Source organism: Pseudomonas reactans, assembly GCF_013387025.1.
GTDB lineage: Bacteria > Pseudomonadota > Gammaproteobacteria > Pseudomonadales > Pseudomonadaceae > Aquipseudomonas > Aquipseudomonas reactans.
Genome location: NZ_JACAQP010000003.1, coordinates 108485 through 130174, shown reverse-complemented (window position 1 = coordinate 130174; position 21690 = coordinate 108485). Strand labels below are relative to the sequence as shown.

Here is a 21690-nt window from a genome sequence, read left to right as displayed (position 1 = left end):
GCGCGTGGCTCAGTCGTGGGGCAATCCACGTGCAAGCAAGCGCTCCACCAAGCGTACTTGCAACTGTTGCAGGTGCGGCAGGTTCAACTGGTGACGAGAAGCCGCCTGGCAAGCATAGCCCAAGAGATAGCTGATCTCGGTGCGCCGGCCGGCGGTCACGTCCTGATACATGGATGAGTAGTTGGCGGCGGTGGCCTGGATCACCCGCTCTACTTCGTGTTGCAGGTCCTGCGCGGCAGCGGGTTGGCCGCAGCACGCCAGCAGCTCCGCCAGCTCGGCGCAGAGGGTCGCGACTTCGCATTGATGAGCTTGCAGTTCTCCATTACGGCATTGATAGAGCACGGTCAGTGGGTTGATGGCGCAATTGAGCGCCAGCTTGCGCCACAGCCGCGTGAGGATGTCGGTGCTCCAATCGTGGGGGATGCCGGCGGCCTGTAAATCATCCAGCCAGAGCGGCGGGGTGGGATGGCTCGCGTCGCCCAGCCAGGTGTAGCCATGGCCGGCGAATACCACACGCCAGTTGCCATCGCGAAACGCGCCTTCGGTACTGGAGGCAAAGATGCAGCGTGCCTGGGGCAGTTGCGCGGCCACAGCGTCCTGGCTGCCGAGGCCGTTCTGCAACAGGATCAGTTCGGCGTCGGGTGCCAGCCGGTGCTGCAACTGTGCGACGGCGCCTTGGGCGTCGTAGGCTTTGCACGCCACAAGTAGACGATGAATCGGCTCTGGGCTGTCAGGCGTTTCACCCATCACCGGGTAAGTGTGTTCTATGCCCTGTTCCACCAGGGTCAATCCCTTGGCTGACTGATAATTGGCCAGGCGCGCCGCATCGCGCAGGATCAACCGCACGGGCACGCCAGCACGCGCCAGCCGCGTGGCCCAGAGTGTGCCCAGGCTGCCGGCGCCGAGAATATGCCAGGTGGTCGACATCAGTTTGTGCTCCAAAGAGTCGCCCGCAGCGAACGGGACAAAAGAACCGCTATAATGCCTCGGCATTTTAGCTTGGGCGCGCTCCATCTCTACTGAGCCCGCCCCTTATATTGGAGAAATGACATGCCTTCGTTCGACGTGGTATCCGAACTGGACAAACACGAAGTCACCAACGCCGTCGAGAACGCCGTCAAGGAACTGGACCGTCGTTATGACTTGAAAGGCAAGGGCAGCTTCGAATTCAAGGAAAAAGAGCTGACCGTCAACCTGACCGCTGAAGCCGATTTCCAGCTGGAAGCGATGATCGAGATCCTCAAGCTGTCGCTGGTCAAGCGCAAGATCGACGCGCAATGCCTTGAAATCAAGGACGCCTACGCCTCCGGCAAGCTCATGAAGCAAGAAGCCGTTCTCAAGGAAGGCATCGACAAGGAGCTGGCGAAGAAGATCGTTGCCCACATCAAGGATGCCAAGCTGAAAGTCCAGGCTGCCATCCAGGGTGAACAGGTTCGCGTCACCGGCAAGAAGCGTGACGACCTGCAAGACGCCATCGCGGCCTTGCGCGCCAAGACCTTCGACATGCCGCTGCAGTTCAATAACTTTCGCGACTGATGGCACTTTGGGGAACCTGTGGGCGTTTTTGACGTCCCACGCCCCAGAACCTGCGCCGACTATTGAGCCCTACGGGGCTCAATTGCATTTATGGCCACTCACTACGCCGAACATCCGGTAAACAGGAGAATATAGATGGATTTGAATGCTGAAGTGGATCACTTGATCAAGACCTCAGAGTCGTGGATCCCGATGATCATGGAATACGGCAGCCGGTTTTTGCTGGCGGTGCTCACCCTGGCCATCGGTTGGTGGCTGATCAACGTGTTGACGCACCGAGTGGGGCGTTTGCTGGCATTGCGTAATGCTGACCTGGCGCTGCAACACTTCATCACCAGCCTGGCGAACATTGCGCTCAAAGTCATGCTGGTGGTCAACGTGGCCTCGATGATCGGCGTCGCCACCACCTCCTTCGTTGCTGCGATCGGTGCCGCCACCCTGGCCATCGGCCTGGCGTTGCAAGGCAGCCTGGCGAACTTCGCCGGTGGTGTGCTGATTCTGTTGTTCCGCCCGTTCCGCATCGGCGACTGGATCGAAGCCCAGGGCACTTCAGGTACCGTCGACAGCATCCAGATCTTCCACACCGTGCTGCGTACCGGTGACAACAAGACCGTGATTATCCCCAACGGCAGCTTGTCCAACGGCCTCATCACCAACACCAACCGTCAGCCGACCCGCAAGGTGGTGTTTGATGTGGGCGTCGACTATGAAGCCGACCTGCAGAAAGCCCGTGAAGTGCTGCTGGAGCTGGCGAAAGATCCGCGTGTATTGGCAGACCCGGCCGCTGTAGCAGTGGTTTCGACTTTGGGTGACAGTTCGATCACTGTTTCCCTGCGTTGCTGGACCAAGACCGCAGATTATTGGGACGTGGTGTTCATGTTGAACGAACTTGCACGTGATCGTTTGAAAGCGGCGGGGATTGATATTCCGTTTCCACAGCGGGTTATTCGCGTGATGCAGGAAACAGCTGCCAAGTAATGGCAATTAACTGCCTTGAACTTGGCCGTTAGGTCAGGTTCAAGCTATCGGTGATAATGTAGTTAGTTAGCTTGCTAGTTATTTTGTTGCTGAAACATTAAAGCCATAAAAAAACCGCTCCCTTGTTAAACAAGAGAGCGGCTTTTTGTTTAAGGCGAAAGCCTTAAGTCATCGCTGTAATAAAACTGTCAATTACAGGATGTTCAGCGGGTATTGCGCGATCAGGCGCAGTTCGTCGATCGAAGGCGAACCGTAGTAAACGCCATCACCCGAACGGTAGGTTGCTTGACGCAGACGCAGGCTCAGGTCTTTAGCTGCACCGCTTTGGATCACGTACTTGGCTTCGATGTCGCGTTCCCACTCTTTGCCGTTGCTAGTGGTGCCAGTGTTGGCGCCGCTACCAGTGACATAACGAGTCATGAAGCTCAGGCCAGGAATGCCAAATGTCGCCATGTTGATGTCGTAACGCGCCTGGAAGGACTTCTCGCCTTCGGCATTGAAGTCGGAACGGGCGATGGAGTTGGCCAGGAACACTGTGCCGCCGCCGTCTACGCCGTAGCCGTAGTCGCCGTCACCGGTAACTTTCTGGGCTGCCAGGGTGAAGGTGTGTGCGCCGATGGTGTAGGCGCCTTGCAGGCTGAATGCGCGGTTATCAAGCTTGGTGGTGTTGTCTTTTTCTGCGCGCTGCAGACCGGCACCTTCGCTCTTGGTGTCGTAGATGTTGAAGTCAAAGGCCAAGGACTGATCATCGCTGAGCGCGTGGGTCCAGTTCACGTTGGCATAGTATTTACGCCAGTAGTCTTCAACCTTCGAGTAGTAGAGGCTGGTGGTGAACTCGGGGGTCCAGGAGTAGACACCGCCCACGAAGTTGGCGTCCCGCAGGCCGGTACCGGTAATCGGTTCATAGCTGCCGATACTGTCTTTGTAGGTCTGTGACTGTGCAACGATCGAGGTGAAGTGACCCGCTTCGAGCTTCAGGCCTTTGATTTCGTTGCTGGTGATCGATATGCCCTGGGGCAGCTCTGGGAGCAAACGGCTGTCGTCAGACGCAAATACAGGCGCAGTTGTGTACTGGTCGCCGACTTTCAAGACAGTATCGGAGATACGGAATTTGATGGCGCCGCCACCTTTGGAGTAATCATCCTGCGAACGGCCGTCAGAGCCGGTAGGGAAGAGGCCGGTACCGGCGCGACCCTTGCCGCTGTCGAGCTTGACGCCCAGCAGACCGATGACATCAACACCGACACCGATGGTGCCTTGGGTAAAGCCGGATTGGTACAGGCCGTTGAAGCCCAGGCCGGTTTCTTCTTGGCGGCTTTGTGCAGTCGACGGGTTGTTGCGCCTGTCGCGGCTGAAATACAGAGCGCGAGTATTGATGCTGAAAGTACTGTCTTCAACAAAGCCTTTGGCGTCGTCCTGGGAGGAGGCCGTTGCGAACTGCGTAGTGCCTGCTGAAACAGCCAGGGCGATCATGCTCCACTTCATCACGCGCATCGTGATTTGCTCCTTTGGTTTTAGGAAGAGTACTGCCGTCCCACCTATATTTTTGTCTGGGCGGCTCTTTCTTTTTGTGTCGGCGCAAAGTTATATCACGCTGACAATATTGGCGATACTTGCCCAACTTTCCTTTCAGCTTCTTTACGAGCTTGTCGTAGATTGCTATATCCATGTCGCAAATTCACAGCCTCACTGTAACGAGGCTGACAACTTCAATACTGTTTCCAGACCGTTAAAAGAACGCAAAAAAACGTTACTTTCCAAGTTTGAAATCTTCCATGGCGTGCATTGAACCGCTGCTGTTTTTCATCGCGAAACACCTGCTTCCCTTCGGGTGCCGTTGCCGACGATAAAGGGATGAATGCAGCAAGCGTGCCCAAACCGCAAATCGAATGTCATTTTTTCGTGAAAAACGTTACCGCTGGGTGAAAACCGCATAAGCACGGGGTTTTTACGCCGATTGGTTTGGCCTTGACGCCCGGGCTCTGTACCTGTGTTGTGGTGCATAAATCCTGTATGTGGGAAAAACGTTACCCGTTCACCCCAGTCAGTGGGTAATCGGCGGATCTCTTTGAGGCGCAATTGGGTTATTTTGGTGCATGGCCTCTGATGCCTCAGTGTTTGGGTGATGGCTCAATGCCTTGTTTTGGAAGGCCTCTGCATCGCGGTTTTCATCGCAATGTTTTGATCAGCGCTTGGTCAATCACCAACGGATTGGTGATTGAGCGTAGTCGAAAAAATCGTTTGGCTCGAAATGGTGCGCTTTTTTTCGCCACGCCTTGCCTGGGCGCGTATCGACCGGCGTGAAGCAACAGCGATTCGCAGGTATGCTGGCGCCTTGAACCTGACCTGCCGAACGGAGTGCCTGCGGTGTTCGCTTTAGATCAACGCCTTCAACAAGACACACTGGTCATCGGGGATTTCCCCCTGTGCCGCCTGCTGCTGTCCAATGACTCGAACTATCCTTGGTTCATCCTGGTGCCGCGCATCAACGGTATCAGCGAAGTGTTTCAACTGGATGTCGTTGACCAGCAACGTGTGTGGCAAGAAACCACTGCCTTGGCCCAGTTGCTGAATGAAGGCTGGTCCGCCGACAAAATGAACATCGGCGCCCTGGGCAATGTAGTCAGCCAGTTGCACGTGCATGTGATCGTGCGCAAACGCGACGATGCCGCCTGGCCTGCGCCCGTGTGGGGCAAACATCCGGCACAGCCTTACACTGACGAGCAAGTGGCCGCCATCCGCGCTCGCCTGCACGCGCTGTTGCCCGCCGACTTCGTCTTTACCCAGGGCTGAATCATGGATCTGCAAGACCGCGTCAACGACCTGGAAAGCCGCCTGGCCTTCCAGGACGACACCATCGAGACCCTCAATGACATCCTCGTCACCCAGCAGCGCGCCGTCGAGCGCCTGCAAATGCAAATGACCGCGCTGCTCAAGCGCCAGGAAGAAATGGGCGGTCAATTCGAGACGTCCGAAGAAGAAGCGCCGCCGCCTCACTATTAATAGGCGTGCATAAAAAAACCGCGACCCAGCCAGGCTGGATCGCGGTTTTTTTTGCTGCGAAAGCCGGTATCAGCGACGCGGCAGTGCCGCGATCACGTCTTCGGCCTGCAGGCCTTTGTCGCGATTCATGACCGAGAACTCCACGCGCTGGCCTTCCACCAGGACACGGTGACCTTCGCCGCGAATGGCCCGGAAATGGACGAAGATATCGTCGCCCGAATCACGGGAAATAAAGCCGAAGCCTTTGGAGGTGTTGAACCACTTGACGGTACCGGTATCCCGATTGGTCATGTCGTAGGTTTGCGACGAGGCCGCAGGGGACGAACGGTAGAAGCTGATGGCCAGGTGAAGAACAATGGCGGCCACAGCAATCACCAGGCTGAGCAGGATGGCCGGGTGGCCGCCGACTTCAGGCATGGGCGCCAGGAGGGTGAGGGTTTGTACAACAACAGTCAGTACCAACAGCGCGCTGACCAGGTTTTGCAGTTGATGACGCGTGCCTTTGTTCCAGTAAGGGATCACCGGTGCCAGCGTCAGGTTAAGAAGGCCGAACAAGGCCAGGTACAGAGCGTCGTGTTGTTCCAGATACGGCAGGCTTTCAGGCTGCAGGCTCGGGATAAAGGACAGCAGCAAAGCTGCAACGCCCGTTAGCAGGTGGACGATTTTCAACATTTTGATTAACTCACGTTAAGACGGATCACAAGGAAGAGCTGACTGGCACGGTTCGCTTCTGAACAATGGGAGGCGTTGGGCACGTGCGCGGGGTATCAGCCTATGTCGCTGCCGCAGAAAGTAACGGCGACGACACGCCGCCTATTTAACAGCAAAGGCTGTGCCTACTCAAATCAAGCATTTCGGGGTGTTGCAAGGGCGACGGCATTTCTGCGTCAAACGCTTGTCCTAGACACGTGTGGGCTTTTCAAACAGCCTGCTGGGTTATTTCCTACGTAGACCTAAGGCTTGGGTTTCGTTGTTTTCGCGGGCCAAGGCCGGGGCGAATTGCCGCGCCGGGCTGCGCATCATCGGCACACTTGCTAGAGTGGTCCTGCACCTGATCAATGAATGCTTGTCAATTGAAGGGGATAAACATGGCAATCGATATCGGTATCAGTGAAGAAGATCGTAAATCCATCGTCGACGGGCTTTCGCGACTGCTTTCGGATACCTATGTACTGTACCTGAAGACACACAATTTCCATTGGAACGTCACGGGCCCCATGTTTCGCACGTTGCACCTGATGTTCGAAGAGCAATACAACGAGTTGGCGCTGGCGGTGGACTCCATTGCCGAGCGTATCCGTGCGTTGGGTTTCCCGGCGCCGGGGGCCTACTCCGTCTACGCCCGACTTTCTTCCATCAAGGAGGAAGAAGGCGTGCCGAGTGCTGAGGATATGATCAAGCAACTGGTGGAAGGCCAGGAAGCGGTCACGCGCACTGCGCGGGGTATCTTTCCGCTGCTCGACAAGGTCAGCGATGAACCGACGGCCGACTTGTTGACCCAGCGCATGCAGGTTCACGAGAAAACCGCGTGGATGCTGCGTTCCCTGCTTGAAAATCAGTAAATAACTACCCTTGGCGGCGCCTTCCCGGCGTCGCTTGCTTGTTTCCACGCATTTCCTGGCGTTGTCCTACGCCTATCAACGTCGCGTCTTCTGGCTGCTGCACTCTGCCTGCTGTTTTATAAGGCCATTGCCCAATGGGACAACCCATGGGCGGCTGTTTGGCAATGGAGTGTCAGGTGTATGTCACGCGGAGTGGGTAATGGAATCATGGAAACCGCTGGTTTTCATAAAATAAAGGTCGACCCCTTTGTCAAAGGGTTCGACATGGGGCTGGCCAAGCCACTGTCCCGGTCGGTGAGGCTCAACGGGTTCTCCACTTGCCTGCGGCTGGAGCAGATCTATTGGAATATCCTCACGGAAATTGCCAGGATCAATGCCTGTTCGGTCAGTGCGTTGCTGTCTTATGTGGATCGGGAAGTGCACTTGCGTCATGGCGGCGTGAAGAACTTCAGTGGGTTGGTCAGGGTGGTGTGTGTGGTTCACGCCTTGAAAGGATGTGTTGAAGCTTCGTAGCCACCGGGCTTCGGGGTCGGTCCTTCTTCAAGGTGGGGGTGGCCCCGGGGCAGAAAGCCGGCTGCGCTGCCTCGATTTACCAGATATAATCCCGCGCTTTGCTGCGCGTGCCGGGTAATCCCGGAGCAGGCGTGGCGCAGTAACGTTCTGATCGCCGAGACATCGCCATGCCCATGTACGACTATCAATGTGCTTCCTGTGGTCATCAGTTGGAAGCCATTCAGAAGATCAGCGCCGCGCCGCTGGTCGATTGCCCGGCCTGCCAAGCGCCGCAGCTCAAGAAAATGTTGTCCATGCCAGGCTTCCGCCTGAGCGGCAGCGGCTGGTACGAGACCGACTTCAAGACCGGCTCGAAGAAGAATCTGGCGGGCGGCGACAAAGCAGACTGAGTTGAACTCTACGCGCAGGCTCCTGCATTATCCGTCCCCTGCTTTAATGTACGGTGACGAGGCAAGCCTCCACCGAATTTCGAATTACGAGAAGTGAAACCACTACCATGATGCGCAGCCACTATTGCGGCCAACTGAACGAGACCCTGGAAGGTCAGGAAATCACCCTTTGCGGATGGGTTCACCGTCGCCGCGACCACGGCGGGGTGATTTTCCTCGATATCCGTGATCGTGATGGTCTGGCCCAGGTGGTGTTCGACCCGGATCGCGCCGAGAGCTTCGCCGCCGCCGACCGCGTGCGCAGCGAATACGTCGTGAAGATCACCGGCAAGGTACGCCTGCGTCCGGCCGGTGCCGTGAACAAGAACATGGCCTCCGGCGGCATCGAAGTGCTGGGCTACGAGCTGGAAGTGCTGAACGAGTCGGAAACCCCGCCGTTCCCACTCAACGAATACTCCGACGTCGGCGAAGAAACCCGCCTGCGCTATCGCTTCCTGGACCTGCGTCGTCCGGAAATGGCCGAGAAGCTGCGCCTGCGTTCGCGCATGACCACCAGCATCCGCCGCTTCCTCGACGAAAACGGCTTCCTGGACGTTGAAACCCCGATCCTGACCCGGGCCACCCCGGAAGGCGCGCGTGACTACCTGGTGCCGAGCCGCACCCACGCCGGTTCGTTCTTCGCCCTGCCGCAATCGCCGCAGCTGTTCAAGCAATTGTTGATGGTGGCCGGCTTCGACCGTTACTACCAGATCGCCAAGTGCTTCCGTGACGAAGACCTGCGCGCCGACCGTCAGCCGGAATTCACCCAGATCGACATCGAGACCAGCTTCCTCGATGAAAAGGAGATCATGGGCCTGACCGAGCAGATGATCCGCAACCTGTTCAAGGAAGTGCTGGACCTGGAATTCGGCGACTTCCCGCACATGACCTTCGAAGAAGCCATGCGCCGCTACGGTTCCGACAAGCCAGACCTGCGTAACCCGCTGGAACTGGTGGACGTGGCCGACCAGCTCAAGGAAGTCGACTTCAAGGTGTTCAGCGGCCCGGCCAACGACCCGAAATGCCGCATTGCCGCCCTGCGCGTGCCTGGCGGCGCGAGCATGCCGCGCAAGCAGATCGACGACTACACCAAGTTCGTCGGCATCTACGGTGCCAAGGGCCTGGCGTACATCAAGGTCAACGAGCGCGCCAACGGTGTTGACGGTCTGCAATCGCCGATCGTGAAAAACATCCCGTTGGACAACCTCAACGCGATCCTCGATCGCGTTGGTGCGGTTGACGGCGACATCGTGTTCTTCGGCGCCGACAAGGCCAAGATTGTCAGCGAAGCCCTGGGCGCGCTGCGGATCAAGCTGGGCCACGACCTGAACCTGCTGACCTGTGAATGGGCCCCGATGTGGGTCGTTGACTTCCCGATGTTCGAAGAGAACGACGACGGTAGCTTCAGCGCCTTGCACCACCCGTTCACCGCGCCGAAGTGCTCGCCAGCCGAGCTGGAAGCCAACCCGGCGGGCGCGCTGTCCCGCGCCTACGACATGGTGCTCAACGGCACTGAACTGGGTGGCGGTTCGATCCGTATCCACCGCAAAGAGATGCAACAAGCGGTCTTCCGCCTGTTGGGCATCAACGAAGCGGAACAGGAAGAGAAGTTCGGCTTCCTGCTCGACGCCCTGAAATACGGCGCGCCGCCGCACGGTGGCCTGGCGTTCGGTCTGGACCGCCTGGTGATGCTGATGACCGGCGCCCAGTCGATCCGTGAAGTGATTGCCTTCCCGAAAACCCAGAGCGCTGCGGACGTCATGACCCAGGCTCCGGGTGTGGTGGATGCCAAGGCATTGCGCGAGTTGCACATCCGCCTGCGTGAGACGCCGAAGGCTGAGTAAGGCTGCTGCGTGAAAGCGCACTGAGGTTTACGCAGTCTAAAAAGGCGCATCTTCGGATGCGCCTTTGCGTTAAAGGACTACCTCCCGCCTGGGGCGGGGTTGATCAAGGTTTCTACAGAATTTCGGAGTTGTGTTATGGCTGGCCATTCCAAGTGGGCGAACATCAAGCACCGCAAAGAGCGTCAGGATGCCAAGAAAGGCAAGATCTTCACCAAGTGGATCCGCGAGCTGACCGTCGCCGCCCGCCAGGGCGGTGGTGACCCCGGCTCCAACCCGCGTCTGCGCCTGGCCCTGGACAAGGCCCTGGGGGCCAACATGAGCCGCGACATCATCGACCGCGCCGTGGCCCGTGGCGCCGGTGCGGCCGATACCGACGACATGGTCGAACTGAGCTACGAAGGCTACGGCCCGGGCGGCGTGGCGGTGATGGTCGAGTGCATGACTGACAATCGCAACCGTACCGCGGCAGCCGTACGTCATGCCTTCAGCAAGTGCGGTGGCAACCTTGGTACCGACGGTTCGGTGGCTTACCTGTTCGAGCGCAAGGGGCAGATCACCTTCGCTCCGGGTACGGATGAAGACGCTTTGATGGAAGCTGCCATGGAAGCAGACGCAGACGACGTGGTGACCAACGAAGACGGCTCCATCGATGTATTCACCTCGTTTGCCAGCTTCTACGCCGTGCGCAATGCGCTGGAAGCCGCCGGCTTCAAAGGCACCGACGCGGAGATCGTGATGCTGCCGACCACCAGCGCCGAGCTGGACCTGGACGGTGCGCAGAAGGTGCTGAAGATGCTGGATATGCTGGAAGACCTGGATGATGTGCAGAACGTGTATTCGAACGCTGACATCCCGGAAGATGTGGCTGCACAACTTGGCTAACTGCCCCCTGTAGGAGCGAGCTTGCTCGCGAAAATCGTCAACGATAACGCTGGACATCTGACACCCAGCGGCGCTTTCGAGTTTTTCGCGAGCAAGCTCGCTCCTACAGTGAGTAGGCGTCGTCTCTGATGCCTCAATTCAATAAACCCGCAGGCGTTATGACTTTAATCCTAGGTATCGACCCCGGTTCGCGCATCACCGGTTTTGGCGTGGTGCAACAGACCCCGCGCGGCTGTGTCTACGTCGCCTCGGGCTGCATCCGCACCGGCGCGGGCGAGTTGGCCGAGCGCCTGCAGATCGTCTATCGCGGCGTGCGTGAAGTGATCCAGACCTACGGGCCGGTCACCATGGGCATCGAAAAGGTGTTCATGGCAAAAAATGCCGATTCGGCGTTGAAACTGGGTCAGGCCCGTGGCGCCGCCATCGTTGCTGGAGCGGAGGAGGGCATGGAAATCGCCGAATACACCGCGACCCAAGTCAAACAGGCCGTGGTCGGCACCGGTGCGGCCAATAAAGAGCAGGTGCAGATGATGGTCATGCACATGCTCAAGCTCACCTCAAAACCGCAGATCGACGCCTCCGACGCCCTGGCCATTGCCATTTGCCATGCGCACACCCGTTCCAGCCTGCTGCCTCATGGGCTGGGTACGGCACGCAGTCGTGGCGGGCGCCTGCGTCTCTGATAGCATCAGCGCAATCGTAATTTCCGGTCAGGCCTTGATCTGACCCCAAGCTTTAAGGATCTGAACCGTGATTGGACGCTTGCGCGGCACCCTGGCTGAGAAACAGCCGCCGCACCTGATTCTGGATGTGAATGGGCTGGGGTATGAGCTGGAAGTGCCCATGACCACCCTGTATCGCCTACCGTCGGTCGGTGAGCCGATTACGCTGCACACCCACTTGGTGGTGCGCGAGGACGCACAGCTACTCTATGGCTTCATTGGCAAGCGTGACCGCGACTTCTTTCGTGAGCTGATCCGCCTCAACGGCGTGGGCCCGAAACTGGCCCTGGCGTTGATGTCGAGCCTGGAAGTGGATGAGCTGGTGCGTGCCGTGTCGGCCCAGGACACGTCGGCGCTGACCAAGGTGCCGGGCGTCGGCAAGAAGACCGCCGAGCGCCTGCTGGTGGAACTCAAGGACCGCTTCAAGGCCTGGGAAGTGGTGCCGAGCATGTTCGCCCTGGTGCCGAATCAGCCGGATATGCCGGCTGGCCAGGTCGCCAGCGCCGAAAGCGATGCCGTCAGCGCCCTGATTTCCCTGGGCTACAAGCCGCAGGAAGCCAGCAAGGCCGTGTCGGCCATCAAGGACAAGAACCTGAGCAGTGAAGACATGATCCGCCGCGCCCTGAAGGGAATGATTTAAGTGATTGAAGCTGATCGTCTGATTGCAGCCACTGGCCCGCGCGACCGTGAAGAGGTCCAGGACCGCGCCATCCGCCCCCTGAGCCTGGCCGAATACATCGGTCAGCCCACCGTGCGTGAGCAGATGGAGTTGTTCATCCAGGCTGCGCGCGGGCGCAGTGAGTCCCTGGACCACACGCTGATCTTCGGGCCGCCTGGATTGGGCAAGACCACCCTGGCCAACATCATCGCCCAGGAAATGGGGGTGTCGATCAAGTCCACCTCCGGCCCGGTGCTGGAGCGTCCGGGGGATCTGGCGGCGTTGCTGACCAATCTCGAGCCCCATGACGTGCTGTTTATCGACGAAATCCACCGGCTCTCGCCAATCGTCGAGGAAGTGCTGTACCCGGCGATGGAGGACTTCCAGCTCGACATCATGATTGGCGAAGGTCCGGCCGCTCGCTCGATCAAGCTCGACCTGCCACCGTTCACGTTGGTCGGTGCCACAACACGTGCGGGCATGCTCACCAACCCGTTGCGAGACCGTTTCGGCATTGTTCAACGTCTAGAGTTCTATAGCACAGCAGACCTGGCGACCATCGTCAGCCGTTCGGCGAGCATTCTCGGTTTGCCGCTGGACCCGGAAGGCGCGTTTGAAATCGCCCGTCGGGCCCGCGGTACGCCACGTATTGCCAACCGCTTGCTGCGTCGCGTGCGGGACTTTGCCGAGGTGCGGGCCAAGGGGCACATCACCAAGGCGGTGGCCGACTTGGCGTTGAACCTGCTGGATGTGGATGAGCACGGCTTCGATCACCAGGATCGACGTCTACTCTTGACCATGATCGAGAAGTTCGACGGTGGCCCGGTGGGGGTCGACAGCCTGGCCGCGGCCATCAGTGAAGAGCGCCATACCATTGAGGATGTGCTGGAGCCATATCTGATCCAACAGGGTTACATCATGCGTACGCCGAGGGGGCGAGTGGTCACGCGCCACGCCTATCTGCACTTCGGGTTAAACATTCCGTCACGATTGGGCGAGATGCCTGTAGTAGACGAATTCCTCGATGCAGTGGACGATTAAAAGCTTCACGCCAGACGATTTATCCGAGGTTTGTGCTGTCCTAGTGGCTGGTGTCGTCATTCAGTCAGTAGAAATGTTTCAAACAACGAAAAAACAGTTGCCCAGCCGGATTGGCAACCTGAGGAGTAAGCACTAGAGTATGCGCGCGCAAAACGGGGATCAGTCGTTCGCACATCGCTGTCGCGTTTATTACGAGGACACCGATGCAGGCGGCATCGTGTATTACGTCAACTACCTCAAGTTCATGGAGCGGGCTCGAACCGAGCGGCTACGGGAGCTGGGCTTTGCCCAATCCCAGCTGGCAGGGGAGGACCTGTTATTCGTCGTGCATTCCAGCGAGGCGCGGTATCACGCGCCGGCGCGGCTGGATGACGAATTGTTGGTCAGCGCTGAAGTAATCGAATTGAACCGTGTCAGCCTGCGTTTCAAGCAGCAGGTCAGGCGGGCAACGGATGCAACGCTGCTCTGTGAGGGGCAGTTCCTGGTGGCCTGTGTGCGCACCCATAGTTTGAAACCCCGGGCCATTCCCGAAGCTCTACGTGCGGCCTTTGCCGACGTAAGCGGCGCGGGTAAACAATCAAAGCAGGAGATTTAGCGTGGAACCTACCGTCGTCGACCATTCCTCCATGTGGAGCCTGGTCAGCAATGCCAGTGTTGTGGTTCAACTGGTCATGCTGACCCTGGTAGCCGCATCGGTTACCTCTTGGGTCATGATTTTTCAGCGCAGCAATCTGCTGCGTGCCGGTCGACGTGCCCTGGAGAGCTTTGAAGAGCGCTTCTGGTCGGGTATCGACCTGTCCAAGCTGTACCGTCAGGCGGGCAGCAACCCGGACCCGGATTCGGGCGTCGAGCAGATCTTCCGCGCCGGCTTCAAGGAGTTCTCGCGCCTGCGCCAGCAGCCCGGTGTTGACCCGGAAGCTGTAATGGAAGGCGTGGCCCGCGCCATGCGCGTCGCCATTTCCCGCGAAGAAGAGAAGCTTGAGCAAAGCCTGCCGTTCCTCGCCACCGTCGGTTCTGTAAGCCCGTACATCGGCCTCTTCGGTACTGTGTGGGGCATCATGAACTCCTTCCGTGGTTTGGCCCAGGCCCAGCAAGCGACCCTGGCCACCGTGGCCCCGGGTATTGCCGAAGCCCTGATCGCCACCGCGATCGGTTTGTTCGCTGCTATCCCGGCAGTAATCGCCTACAACCGTTTTGCCGCCCGCGGCGAGAACCTGATTGGCCGTTACTACACCTTCGCCGATGAATTCCAGGCGATCCTGCACCGTAAAGTGCACACCAGCGAAGAATAAGCAGGTATCTCACGATGGCTTTAATCACTCGAGCTCGAACCAAGCGCAAGCCGGTCGCCGAGATGAACGTAGTGCCTTACATCGACGTGATGCTGGTGCTGCTGGTTATCTTCATGGTGACCGCGCCGATGCTCAACCAGGGCGTGAAGGTCGACCTGCCCAAGGTTTCCAGCGAAGCCTTGCCCCAGGACAACAACACCCAGGTGCTGACCATTTCGATCAAGTCCGACAAGACCTATTACTGGAACCTTGGCAGCGAGGTCGACACTCAGAAGCAGCAGGACAAGGCCCTGACCTTGCCGGCGATGACCGACGCGGTGACCAAGATCATTCGCTCCGGTAACGAAGGCGGCAAGCACACCCAGGTCTTCATTCGCGGTGATAAATCGGTCGACTACGGCTCCGTCATGGGCGCCATGGGCGGGCTGCAGAAGGCCGGCGTGGGTAACGTTGGCTTGATTACCGAGGCGCCCTGATGCAGCAACAGCGAGAGCCGTCCGCCTCGGAAAGCTACTTCTGGCCTAGCGTCTGGGCAATTGCCCTGCACGTCCTGGTGTTTGGCATGCTGTTTGTCAGCTTTGCCATGACCCCGGACCTGCCGCCAGCCAAGCCGATCGTGCAGGCGACCCTGTATCAGCTGAAATCGAAAAGTCAGGCCACCACCCAGACCAATCAGAAGATTGCGGGTGAGGCCCAGAAGTCGGCTGCGCGCCAGACTGAAGTCGAACAGATGGAACAGAAGAAGGTCGAGCAGGAAGCGGTGAAGGCTGCTGCGGAACAAAAGAAAGAAGAGGCGGCTCAAAAGGCCGAGGAATCGAAAAAGGCTGACGAAGCCAAGAAAGCGGACGAGGCGAAAAAGGCTGATGAAGCCAAGAAAGCCGAGAAAGCTGCCGAAGCCAAAAAGGCCGAAGAGAAACAATTGGCTGATATAGCCAAGAAGAAGTCTGAAGAAGAAGCCAAGAAGGCTGCTGAAGAAGAGGCCAAGAAAAAGGCCGCTGAAGACGCCAAGAAGAAAATAGTCGAAGACGCGAAGAAGAAAGCCGCCGAAGACGCCAAGAAAAAAGCTGAAGCAGACGAGGCGAAGAAAAAAGTCGCCGACGACGCGAAGAAGAAAGCCGCCGCCGACGCCCAGAAGAAAAAGGCCCAGGAAGCAGCGCGCAAATCCGCCGAAGAGAAAAAGGCCCAGGCCTTGGCAGACTTGCTCTCCGACACGCCGCAGCGTCAGCAAGCCTTGGCCGATGAACGTGGTGATGAAGTCGCGGGCAGTTTCGACGACCTGATTCGGGCGCGAGCAGCAGAAGGATGGACACGTCCACCTTCGGCACGTAAAGGCATGACAGTAGTGCTGCAGATCGGCATGTTGCCGGACGGTACGGTGACTTCGGTCAGCGTGTCCAAGTCCAGTGGTGACGGTTCGTTCGACAGTTCGGCGGTTGCCGCGGTCAAGAATATTGGCCGGTTGACCGAGATGCAGGGAATGAAACCAAGCGACTTCGCTCCCTATCGTTCATTCAAGATGACATTCACACCTGAGGATCTAGCCTTGTGAGAAACCTTCTTCGAGGAATGCTTGTCGTTATTTGCTGTATGGCAGGGATAGCGGCGGCGGATGAAAAGAACATCCTGGTCACCAGCGGTAGCGATCGGGCCACCCCGATCGCGGTAGTACCGTTCGGCTGGCAGGGCGGCAGCGTGCTGCCGGACGACATGGCCCAGATCGTCAGTGACGACCTGCGCAACTCCGGCTACTACGCACCGATTCCAAAAGGCAACATGATCAGCCAGCCAAACCAGGCCAGCGAAGTCGTGTTCCGCGACTGGAAAGCGGTAGGTGCGCAGTACCTGATGGTCGGCAATATCACGCCGGCCGGTGGTCGTCTGCAAATCACCTACACCTTGTTCAACGTGGCGACCGAGCAGCAGGTTCTGACCGGTAGCGTGTCGGGCACGGCCGAGCAGATCCGTGACATGGCCCACTACATCTCGGACCAGTCCTTTGAAAAGCTCACCGGTATCAAGGGTGCTTTCTCGACGCGTCTGCTGTACGTAACGGCTGAACGTTTTTCCGTAGACAACACTCGTTACACTTTGCAGCGCTCGGACTACGACGGCGCACGGGCTGTGACCTTGCTGCAATCACGTGAGCCCATCCTGTCGCCGCGCTTTGCGCCGGACGGCAAGCGTATTGCCTACGTGTCTTTTGAGCAGAAGCGTCCGCGTATCTTTGTCCAGCACATTGATACTGGCCGTCGTGAGCAGATCACTAACTTCGAAGGCCTCAACGGTGCACCGGCCTGGTCGCCGGATGGTTCGCGCCTGGCGTTCGTGCTGTCCAAGGATGGCAACCCGGACATCTACGTGATGAACATGGCTTCGCGCCAGATCTCCCGTGTAACCAGCGGCCCGGGTATCAATACCGAACCGTTCTGGGGCAAGGATGGTTCGACCATCTACTTCACCTCTGACCGCGGCGGCAAGCCACAGGTCTACAAGGCGAACGTGAATGGTGGTGGTGCAGAGCGCGTTACTTTTATCGGTAACTACAACGCCAACCCTAAGCTTTCGGCCGATGAAAAGACGTTGGTGATGATTCACCGTCAGGATGGTTTCACTAATTTCCGGGTTGCGGCCCAGGATTTGCAGCGCGGAACCGTAAAAATCCTTACAGATACCAACCTTGATGAGTCAGCCACTGTTGCGCCCAACGGCACCATGGTAATCTACGCCACCCGCCAGCAGGGCCGGGGAGTCTTGATGCTCGTGTCCATTAATGGACGCGTAAGGCTCCCACTTCCTACCGCACAAGGCGAAGTCAGAGAACCATCCTGGTCCCCTTACCTGAACTGACGCGGCGCTACAAAAAGATTTGCTTAACACACTGGGGTTCATTAGGAGTTTCACGATGGAAATGCTGAAGTTTGGTAAGTTTGCTGCTCTGGCTCTGGCTCTGTCCGTAGCCGTTGGTTGCTCGTCTAAAGGCGGCGACAATGCCGGTGAAGGCGCAGCTGTTGATCCAAACGCTGGTTACGGCGCTAACACTGGTGCGGTTGACGGCTCCCTGAGCGAAGAAGCTGCTCTGCGCGCTATCACCACTTTCTACTTCGAATACGACAGTTCGGACCTGAAGCCAGAAGCCATGCGCGCTCTGGACGTTCACGCGAAGGACCTGAAAGCTAACGGCGCTCGCGTTGTTCTGGAAGGTAACACTGACGAACGTGGTACTCGTGAGTACAACATGGCACTGGGCGAGCGTCGTGCGAAAGCCGTTCAGCGCTACCTGGTACTGCAAGGTGTTGCTCCAGGCCAACTGGAACTGGTTTCCTACGGTAAAGAGCGTCCAGTTGCTACTGGCCACGACGAGCAGTCCTGGGCTCAAAACCGTCGCGTCGAACTGCGTAAGTAATTCGTCATGCGAACGTGCCGTCGTGCTCTAACTGTATTGGCTCTCAGCCTCGCACCGCTTGCGGTGTGGGCTGCGGTTCCTGTGGAAGATAGCAACTCTGGCTATAACAATAGCGGGAGCAGCTATCCGCCAGCGGGTTATGGCACGAACGGCGCCTATGCGGGGGGAGCGGCTACGTCCGCTCCCTCGGCACAGGGCGAACTGTTCAACCAGCTGCAACGTATGCAGGATCAACTGGCGCAGCAACAAGGCACCATTGAAGTACTGCAGAACCAAGTGAACCAGCTGAAGCAAGAAGGCCTGGAGCGTTACCAGGATCTTGATCGACGCATTGGAGCCGGCGTTCAACCTGCCGCAACTCCTGATAATTCTTCTGCCGGTGGTGCGCCAAGCGCTGCTGCCGGTGGTGCAGCAGCAGGGGCGGCTGCCAGCCAAGCCCCTGCCGCGAGCAGCGAACCGGGTGATCCGGCGAAGGAAAAGCTGTATTACGATGCAGCCTTCGACCTGATCAAAGTCAAGGATTTCGATAAGGCCAGCCAGGCATTTACCGCTTTCCTGCGCAAATACCCAAACAGTCAGTACGCGGGCAACGCCCAATACTGGTTGGGTGAAGTCAACCTGGCCAAGGGTGATCTACAGGGCGCGGGCCAGGCATTTGCCAAGGTCAGCCAGCTGTACCCCAAGCACGCCAAGGTGCCGGACTCGCTGTACAAACTCGCTGACGTAGAACGCCGCCTGGGTCATACCGACAAGGTCAAAGGCATTCTGCAGCAGGTTGTGGCCCAATATCCGGGGACTTCCGCTGCCCAGTTGGCTCAACGGGATCTGCAGCGCTTGTAAGCGATACAGCCCGTTTAGAAGAAACCCGCGCCTGGCGCGGGTTTTTTCGTTAGAATCCACGCCCTTTTATGAAACACGCTTTTTGGGGTCTACGCGTTGGCGGGGTCCCTCAAAGTGCCTGACGGAGGCGGACAGCCTGTTTAGCTGTTACGCCCGTGGCGACTATGCAAGACACATTACGTATTACCGAAGTTTTTTACTCGTTGCAGGGTGAAACGCGGACCGCTGGCCTGCCCACAGTGTTTGTGCGCCTGACCGGTTGCCCCTTGCGTTGCCAATACTGCGACAGCGCCTATGCCTTCAGTGGCGGCACGGTGCGCACCCTCGATGACATCCTGGAGCAGGTCGCCGGCTACAAGCCGCGCTACGTCTGTGTGACCGGCGGTGAACCGTTGGCCCAGCCCAATGCCATTCCGTTGCTCAAGCAGCTGTGTGATGCCGGCTACGAGGTTTCCCTGGAGACCAGTGGCGCCCTGGACATCTCAGCGGTCGACCCCCGTGTCAGCCGCGTGGTCGACCTCAAGACCCCCGACTCCAAGGAAGCGCACCGCAACCGCTACGAGAACATCGAGCTGCTGACGGCCAACGATCAGGTCAAGTTTGTTATCTGTTCGCGCGATGACTACGACTGGGCGAATTCCAAGCTGATTCAATACGGGCTGGACCGCCGTGCAGGCGAAGTGCTGTTCTCGCCTAGCCACCATGACCTGAACGCACGCGACCTCGCTGATTGGGTGGTTGCAGACAACCTACCGGTGCGCCTGCAATTGCAGTTGCATAAATACCTTTGGAACGACGAGCCAGGACGCTGATATGACTGAACACACAATGGATCAAAAACGCGCGGTAATCCTGCTGTCCGGCGGCCTTGACTCGGCCACCGTGGTGGCCATGGCCCAGGCGCAAGGCTACAGCTGCTACACCATGAGCTTCGACTACGGCCAGCGTCACCGCGCCGAACTGAACGCGGCTGCCCGTGTCGCCCGTGAGATGGGGGTGGTCGAGCACAAGGTGATCGGCCTGAACCTCAACGGCATCGGCGGCTCCGCGCTGACCGACAGCAGCATCGATGTGCCGGAAGCCCCCAGCGAAGGCATCCCGGTGACCTACGTGCCGGCACGCAACACCGTGTTCCTGTCGCTGGCCCTCGGCTGGGCAGAAGTGCTCAACGCTCGCGACATCTTCATCGGCGTCAACGCAGTGGATTACTCTGGTTACCCGGACTGCCGCCCGGAGTTCGTCGAGTCGTTCGAACGCATGGCCAACCTGGCGACCAAAGCCGGTGTGGAAGGGCAGGGCTTTCGCATCCTGGCGCCGCTGCAAAACCTGAGCAAGGCCGATATCGTCAAGGCTGGTGTAGGACTTGGCGTAGATTATTCGCTGACAGTTTCCTGCTATCAGGCAGACGATGACGGTCGTGCTTGTGGGAAATGCGACAGCTGCCGACTGCGTGCAGAAGGCTTCCAAGCGGCCGGAATTACTGACCCAACGCGTTATTTCTGATTTATTTCAAATAAGGTGTTGAATAATCCTTAGAAATCAGTATTATACGCGCCACCACACAGCGGGTCGTTAGCTCAGTTGGTAGAGCAGTTGGCTTTTAACCAATTGGTCGTAGGTTCGAATCCCACACGACCCACCATTTTTGGCGGTTTAGAAAATCCGGAAGGCCCACGCAAGTGAGGATTTCCGGGTTTTTTTTTGCCTGTTCGAAACGTTACTAAAGGCCCCGGCTCGTGAAGAGTCCGGGGCCTTTTTTATTTCTCGGGAAATCCTGTCAGGCGCTGTGCTCGATAAAGTACTGACAAATCAGCCGATCCTCCCGCAAGCACTGTTCGCTCGCCGGCCTCCCGGTGGCTTCGGAAAAGAACGCCGCCATCGCCCTGCACACGCATTGCTCCTCACGTACGACGCTACCCACCGGGCAAGTGAAGTTGCGCACCATCACACCGCCTTCTTGGGGCACCGCCTCGGTACTCGCGCCCAATGCGTCGGCGGCGGCCATGGCCGCGCGCAGGCCGCTGTCGAAATCCTCAGGCTTGGCCAGGCCGGCCCGTTGGGCCAATTGACGGCCAGTCTGCTCCAGCACATCACCCAGCTCGTCGACGTTGTAGCGGTCCTTCAGGGTGGCCAGCAATTGCGTGAGCAGAATTTGATAAGCCGTTGAGGTGACATCCTCGCTGCCCGGTGCGGCTTCGAAGATCACGGGAGGCTTGCCCACGGTGTTAGGCGGACGGATCTTGCTGCGGCGCACCAACCCCTCCGACTCCAACTGTTTGAGCTGCACGATCACGGCATTGCGGGTCACGGCCAGAAGTTCGCAGAGCTGCACCACGGTCAGTGGCTCGCGCTGGAGAAGCTGCAGGATGTCACTTTTGGTACTCACGGGCGTTCAGGTTCGCTGGCGATTGAGAGGGGCGAGTATAGCGTTAACAAATCCAGTTCATGGAGAAAAAACAATAATAACAACAAATATTGTCAATATGGCTCGACAGTGATTAGAATCCTCTGCGCCATCGCACTGTGCGATCTATAAAAAGGAAATGCCTGATGAGTCTGATACCCAACAATTCACTGGTCACCGCAACCCCCGAAGAGGGGCGCGAGCTGGCTATCAAAATGGCGCGGCTGGTGATCAAGGCTACCCAACCCGATGAAGCGGTACGCGGTCGCTTGCGCGATGTGTATGCCAATGACGCGGCAATGCTGATCAGCATTGGCCATGTGGTCGCGACGGAATTTGCGACGATTGCGGCGGCCAATAAATACTGGAACGTGTAGCGCGACCCGGCAGCCAGCGGTCTCTGCTGGCTTCCCGGAACTGACCGGTCATAACGGGGTTTAAAGGTCAAAAAAAGAGACGATAAAATAACAAAAGTCCTTGATATACATAGGATTGTCCGACAATCCTCCGCATGAAAAACTCTTCATAAACCCCTCGCTCGAACGTTGGTAGCTTCCTCGTCGCTGCCCCACAATTCGAGTCCT

The 21690-nt window shown here is 58.1% G+C and carries 26 protein-coding genes, 1 tRNA gene and 1 pseudogene; 24 read left to right on the top strand and 4 right to left on the bottom strand.

Annotation, left to right across the window (positions count from 1 at the left end; translation table 11 throughout):
• Positions 1-9 precede the first annotated feature (9 nt).
• Entirely contained in the window at positions 10-927 is a 918-nt protein-coding gene (locus tag HX793_RS02645) for a putative 2-dehydropantoate 2-reductase (protein WP_177094151.1), read from the bottom strand.
• A 123-nt stretch (positions 928-1050) separates the two neighbouring features.
• Here HX793_RS02645 and HX793_RS02640 point away from each other — a divergent pair, with 123 nt between their 5' ends.
• Together HX793_RS02640 and HX793_RS02635 are read left to right on the top strand one after the other, a co-directional pair.
• Positions 1051-1536 (top strand): YajQ family cyclic di-GMP-binding protein, encoded by a 486-nt coding sequence (locus HX793_RS02640; RefSeq protein ID WP_053135814.1) that lies wholly within the window; start codon positions 1051-1053, stop codon positions 1534-1536.
• Positions 1537-1671: 135 nt separating this feature from the next.
• Positions 1672-2514, top strand: coding sequence for a mechanosensitive ion channel family protein (locus tag HX793_RS02635; RefSeq protein WP_016975459.1), 843 nt, complete (start codon positions 1672-1674; stop codon positions 2512-2514).
• A gap of 192 nt (positions 2515-2706) precedes the next feature.
• Here the strand turns inward: HX793_RS02635 and HX793_RS02630 are convergent, their stop codons facing one another.
• On the bottom strand, positions 2707-4008 hold the full coding sequence (locus tag HX793_RS02630) for an OprD family porin (protein WP_016975458.1): 1302 nt from the start codon (positions 4006-4008) through the stop codon (positions 2707-2709).
• A gap of 873 nt (positions 4009-4881) precedes the next feature.
• On the opposite strand from HX793_RS02630, the gene HX793_RS02625 reads away from it, so the two are divergent.
• Both HX793_RS02625 and HX793_RS02620 read left to right on the top strand, forming a co-directional pair.
• A complete protein-coding gene (locus tag HX793_RS02625; RefSeq protein WP_177053382.1) occupies positions 4882-5307 on the top strand; it encodes an HIT domain-containing protein in 426 nt (141 codons plus the stop codon).
• A 3-nt stretch (positions 5308-5310) separates the two neighbouring features.
• The gene (locus HX793_RS02620) at positions 5311-5517 is read left to right on the top strand and encodes a SlyX family protein (protein ID WP_016975456.1); all 207 of its coding nucleotides are present in this window, start codon (positions 5311-5313) and stop codon (positions 5515-5517) included.
• Between the two features lie 69 nt (positions 5518-5586).
• On the opposite strand, the gene HX793_RS31520 is transcribed toward HX793_RS02620, so the two are convergent.
• Positions 5587-6189 (bottom strand): cold-shock protein, encoded by a 603-nt coding sequence (locus tag HX793_RS31520; protein WP_016975455.1) that lies wholly within the window; start codon positions 6187-6189, stop codon positions 5587-5589.
• A 416-nt stretch (positions 6190-6605) separates the two neighbouring features.
• On the opposite strand from HX793_RS31520, the gene HX793_RS02610 reads away from it, so the two are divergent.
• The 19 genes and pseudogenes from HX793_RS02610 (at position 6606) to HX793_RS02525 (ending at position 20344) form a co-directional block, all read left to right on the top strand.
• The gene (locus HX793_RS02610; protein WP_016975454.1) at positions 6606-7079 is read left to right on the top strand and encodes a Dps family protein; all 474 of its coding nucleotides are present in this window, start codon (positions 6606-6608) and stop codon (positions 7077-7079) included.
• 180 nt (positions 7080-7259) lie between these two features.
• A complete protein-coding gene (locus HX793_RS02605) occupies positions 7260-7592 on the top strand; it encodes a ribbon-helix-helix domain-containing protein (protein ID WP_025999665.1) in 333 nt (110 codons plus the stop codon).
• Between the two features lie 167 nt (positions 7593-7759).
• Complete coding sequence (locus HX793_RS02600) at positions 7760-7981, top strand: FmdB family zinc ribbon protein (protein WP_016975453.1); 222 nt, start codon at positions 7760-7762, stop codon at positions 7979-7981.
• 107 nt (positions 7982-8088) lie between these two features.
• The gene (aspS, locus tag HX793_RS02595) at positions 8089-9864 is read left to right on the top strand and encodes an aspartate--tRNA ligase (RefSeq protein WP_021491234.1); all 1776 of its coding nucleotides are present in this window, start codon (positions 8089-8091) and stop codon (positions 9862-9864) included.
• A 135-nt stretch (positions 9865-9999) separates the two neighbouring features.
• Entirely contained in the window at positions 10000-10746 is a 747-nt protein-coding gene (locus HX793_RS02590; RefSeq protein WP_016975451.1) for a YebC/PmpR family DNA-binding transcriptional regulator, read from the top strand.
• Positions 10747-10857 (top strand): annotated as a pseudogene (locus tag HX793_RS31165) (outer membrane lipoprotein carrier protein LolA); the annotation flags it as partial. It abuts the gene before it with no gap.
• Between the two features lie 47 nt (positions 10858-10904).
• Positions 10905-11429: a crossover junction endodeoxyribonuclease RuvC gene (gene ruvC / locus HX793_RS02585; protein ID WP_016975450.1), complete on the top strand. Its 525-nt coding sequence runs from the start codon at positions 10905-10907 to the stop codon at positions 11427-11429.
• A 67-nt stretch (positions 11430-11496) separates the two neighbouring features.
• Positions 11497-12108, top strand: a complete 612-nt coding sequence (gene ruvA, locus HX793_RS02580; RefSeq protein WP_003175802.1) for a Holliday junction branch migration protein RuvA — start codon at positions 11497-11499, stop codon at positions 12106-12108.
• Entirely contained in the window at positions 12109-13167 is a 1059-nt protein-coding gene (gene ruvB, locus HX793_RS02575; protein ID WP_003193867.1) for a Holliday junction branch migration DNA helicase RuvB, read from the top strand.
• A 139-nt stretch (positions 13168-13306) separates the two neighbouring features.
• Positions 13307-13762 carry a tol-pal system-associated acyl-CoA thioesterase gene (gene ybgC / locus HX793_RS02570; RefSeq protein WP_016973267.1) on the top strand — a complete coding sequence of 152 codons (456 nt, stop codon included), beginning with the start codon at positions 13307-13309 and terminating at the stop codon, positions 13760-13762.
• 1 nt (position 13763) lies between these two features.
• Positions 13764-14459, top strand: a complete 696-nt coding sequence (gene tolQ / locus HX793_RS02565) for a protein TolQ (RefSeq protein WP_010208111.1) — start codon at positions 13764-13766, stop codon at positions 14457-14459.
• A 23-nt stretch (positions 14460-14482) separates the two neighbouring features.
• Complete coding sequence (gene tolR, locus HX793_RS02560; RefSeq protein WP_161979898.1) at positions 14483-14935, top strand: protein TolR; 453 nt, start codon at positions 14483-14485, stop codon at positions 14933-14935.
• The gene (gene tolA / locus HX793_RS02555) at positions 14935-16008 is read left to right on the top strand and encodes a cell envelope integrity protein TolA (RefSeq protein WP_016975448.1); all 1074 of its coding nucleotides are present in this window, start codon (positions 14935-14937) and stop codon (positions 16006-16008) included. Before tolR ends, tolA begins: the two co-directional genes overlap by 1 nt.
• A gap of 17 nt (positions 16009-16025) precedes the next feature.
• Positions 16026-17306: a Tol-Pal system beta propeller repeat protein TolB gene (tolB, locus tag HX793_RS02550; protein WP_032864323.1), complete on the top strand. Its 1281-nt coding sequence runs from the start codon at positions 16026-16028 to the stop codon at positions 17304-17306.
• 55 nt (positions 17307-17361) lie between these two features.
• Positions 17362-17862 carry a peptidoglycan-associated lipoprotein Pal gene (pal, locus tag HX793_RS02545; protein ID WP_003209827.1) on the top strand — a complete coding sequence of 167 codons (501 nt, stop codon included), beginning with the start codon at positions 17362-17364 and terminating at the stop codon, positions 17860-17862.
• Between the two features lie 6 nt (positions 17863-17868).
• The gene (gene ybgF, locus HX793_RS02540) at positions 17869-18702 is read left to right on the top strand and encodes a tol-pal system protein YbgF (protein WP_177053380.1); all 834 of its coding nucleotides are present in this window, start codon (positions 17869-17871) and stop codon (positions 18700-18702) included.
• 164 nt (positions 18703-18866) lie between these two features.
• Positions 18867-19514, top strand: a complete 648-nt coding sequence (queE, locus tag HX793_RS02535; protein ID WP_010208116.1) for a 7-carboxy-7-deazaguanine synthase QueE — start codon at positions 18867-18869, stop codon at positions 19512-19514.
• Positions 19515-19530: 16 nt separating this feature from the next.
• On the top strand, positions 19531-20205 hold the full coding sequence (queC, locus tag HX793_RS02530; RefSeq protein ID WP_028617741.1) for a 7-cyano-7-deazaguanine synthase QueC: 675 nt from the start codon (positions 19531-19533) through the stop codon (positions 20203-20205).
• Between the two features lie 63 nt (positions 20206-20268).
• A tRNA-Lys gene (locus HX793_RS02525) sits at positions 20269-20344 on the top strand.
• A 135-nt stretch (positions 20345-20479) separates the two neighbouring features.
• On the opposite strand, the gene HX793_RS02520 is transcribed toward HX793_RS02525, so the two are convergent.
• Positions 20480-21088 carry a helix-turn-helix transcriptional regulator gene (locus HX793_RS02520; protein ID WP_016975445.1) on the bottom strand — a complete coding sequence of 203 codons (609 nt, stop codon included), beginning with the start codon at positions 21086-21088 and terminating at the stop codon, positions 20480-20482.
• A gap of 164 nt (positions 21089-21252) precedes the next feature.
• Between HX793_RS02520 and HX793_RS02515 the strand changes: the two genes are divergently transcribed.
• Positions 21253-21483 (top strand): hexameric tyrosine-coordinated heme protein, encoded by a 231-nt coding sequence (locus HX793_RS02515; protein WP_033902227.1) that lies wholly within the window; start codon positions 21253-21255, stop codon positions 21481-21483.
• The last annotated feature ends 207 nt before the right edge of the window (positions 21484-21690 follow it).

Coding starts and splice junctions, on each gene's coding strand:
- HX793_RS02645 (WP_177094151.1), bottom strand. CDS start 927: ATGTCGACCACCTGGCATATTCTCGGCGCCGGCAGCCTGGGCACACTC.
- HX793_RS02640 (WP_053135814.1), top strand. CDS start 1,051: ATGCCTTCGTTCGACGTGGTATCCGAACTGGACAAACACGAAGTCACC.
- HX793_RS02635 (WP_016975459.1), top strand. CDS start 1,672: ATGGATTTGAATGCTGAAGTGGATCACTTGATCAAGACCTCAGAGTCG.
- HX793_RS02630 (WP_016975458.1), bottom strand. CDS start 4,008: ATGCGCGTGATGAAGTGGAGCATGATCGCCCTGGCTGTTTCAGCAGGC.
- HX793_RS02620 (WP_016975456.1), top strand. CDS start 5,311: ATGGATCTGCAAGACCGCGTCAACGACCTGGAAAGCCGCCTGGCCTTC.
- HX793_RS31520 (WP_016975455.1), bottom strand. CDS start 6,189: ATGTTGAAAATCGTCCACCTGCTAACGGGCGTTGCAGCTTTGCTGCTG.
- HX793_RS02610 (WP_016975454.1), top strand. CDS start 6,606: ATGGCAATCGATATCGGTATCAGTGAAGAAGATCGTAAATCCATCGTC.
- HX793_RS02605 (WP_025999665.1), top strand. CDS start 7,260: ATGTCACGCGGAGTGGGTAATGGAATCATGGAAACCGCTGGTTTTCAT.
- HX793_RS02600 (WP_016975453.1), top strand. CDS start 7,760: ATGCCCATGTACGACTATCAATGTGCTTCCTGTGGTCATCAGTTGGAA.
- aspS (WP_021491234.1), top strand. CDS start 8,089: ATGATGCGCAGCCACTATTGCGGCCAACTGAACGAGACCCTGGAAGGT.
- HX793_RS02590 (WP_016975451.1), top strand. CDS start 10,000: ATGGCTGGCCATTCCAAGTGGGCGAACATCAAGCACCGCAAAGAGCGT.
- ruvC (WP_016975450.1), top strand. CDS start 10,905: ATGACTTTAATCCTAGGTATCGACCCCGGTTCGCGCATCACCGGTTTT.
- ybgC (WP_016973267.1), top strand. CDS start 13,307: ATGCGCGCGCAAAACGGGGATCAGTCGTTCGCACATCGCTGTCGCGTT.
- tolA (WP_016975448.1), top strand. CDS start 14,935: ATGCAGCAACAGCGAGAGCCGTCCGCCTCGGAAAGCTACTTCTGGCCT.
- tolB (WP_032864323.1), top strand. CDS start 16,026: ATGCTTGTCGTTATTTGCTGTATGGCAGGGATAGCGGCGGCGGATGAA.
- pal (WP_003209827.1), top strand. CDS start 17,362: ATGGAAATGCTGAAGTTTGGTAAGTTTGCTGCTCTGGCTCTGGCTCTG.
- ybgF (WP_177053380.1), top strand. CDS start 17,869: ATGCGAACGTGCCGTCGTGCTCTAACTGTATTGGCTCTCAGCCTCGCA.
- queE (WP_010208116.1), top strand. CDS start 18,867: ATGCAAGACACATTACGTATTACCGAAGTTTTTTACTCGTTGCAGGGT.
- queC (WP_028617741.1), top strand. CDS start 19,531: ATGGATCAAAAACGCGCGGTAATCCTGCTGTCCGGCGGCCTTGACTCG.
- HX793_RS02515 (WP_033902227.1), top strand. CDS start 21,253: ATGAGTCTGATACCCAACAATTCACTGGTCACCGCAACCCCCGAAGAG.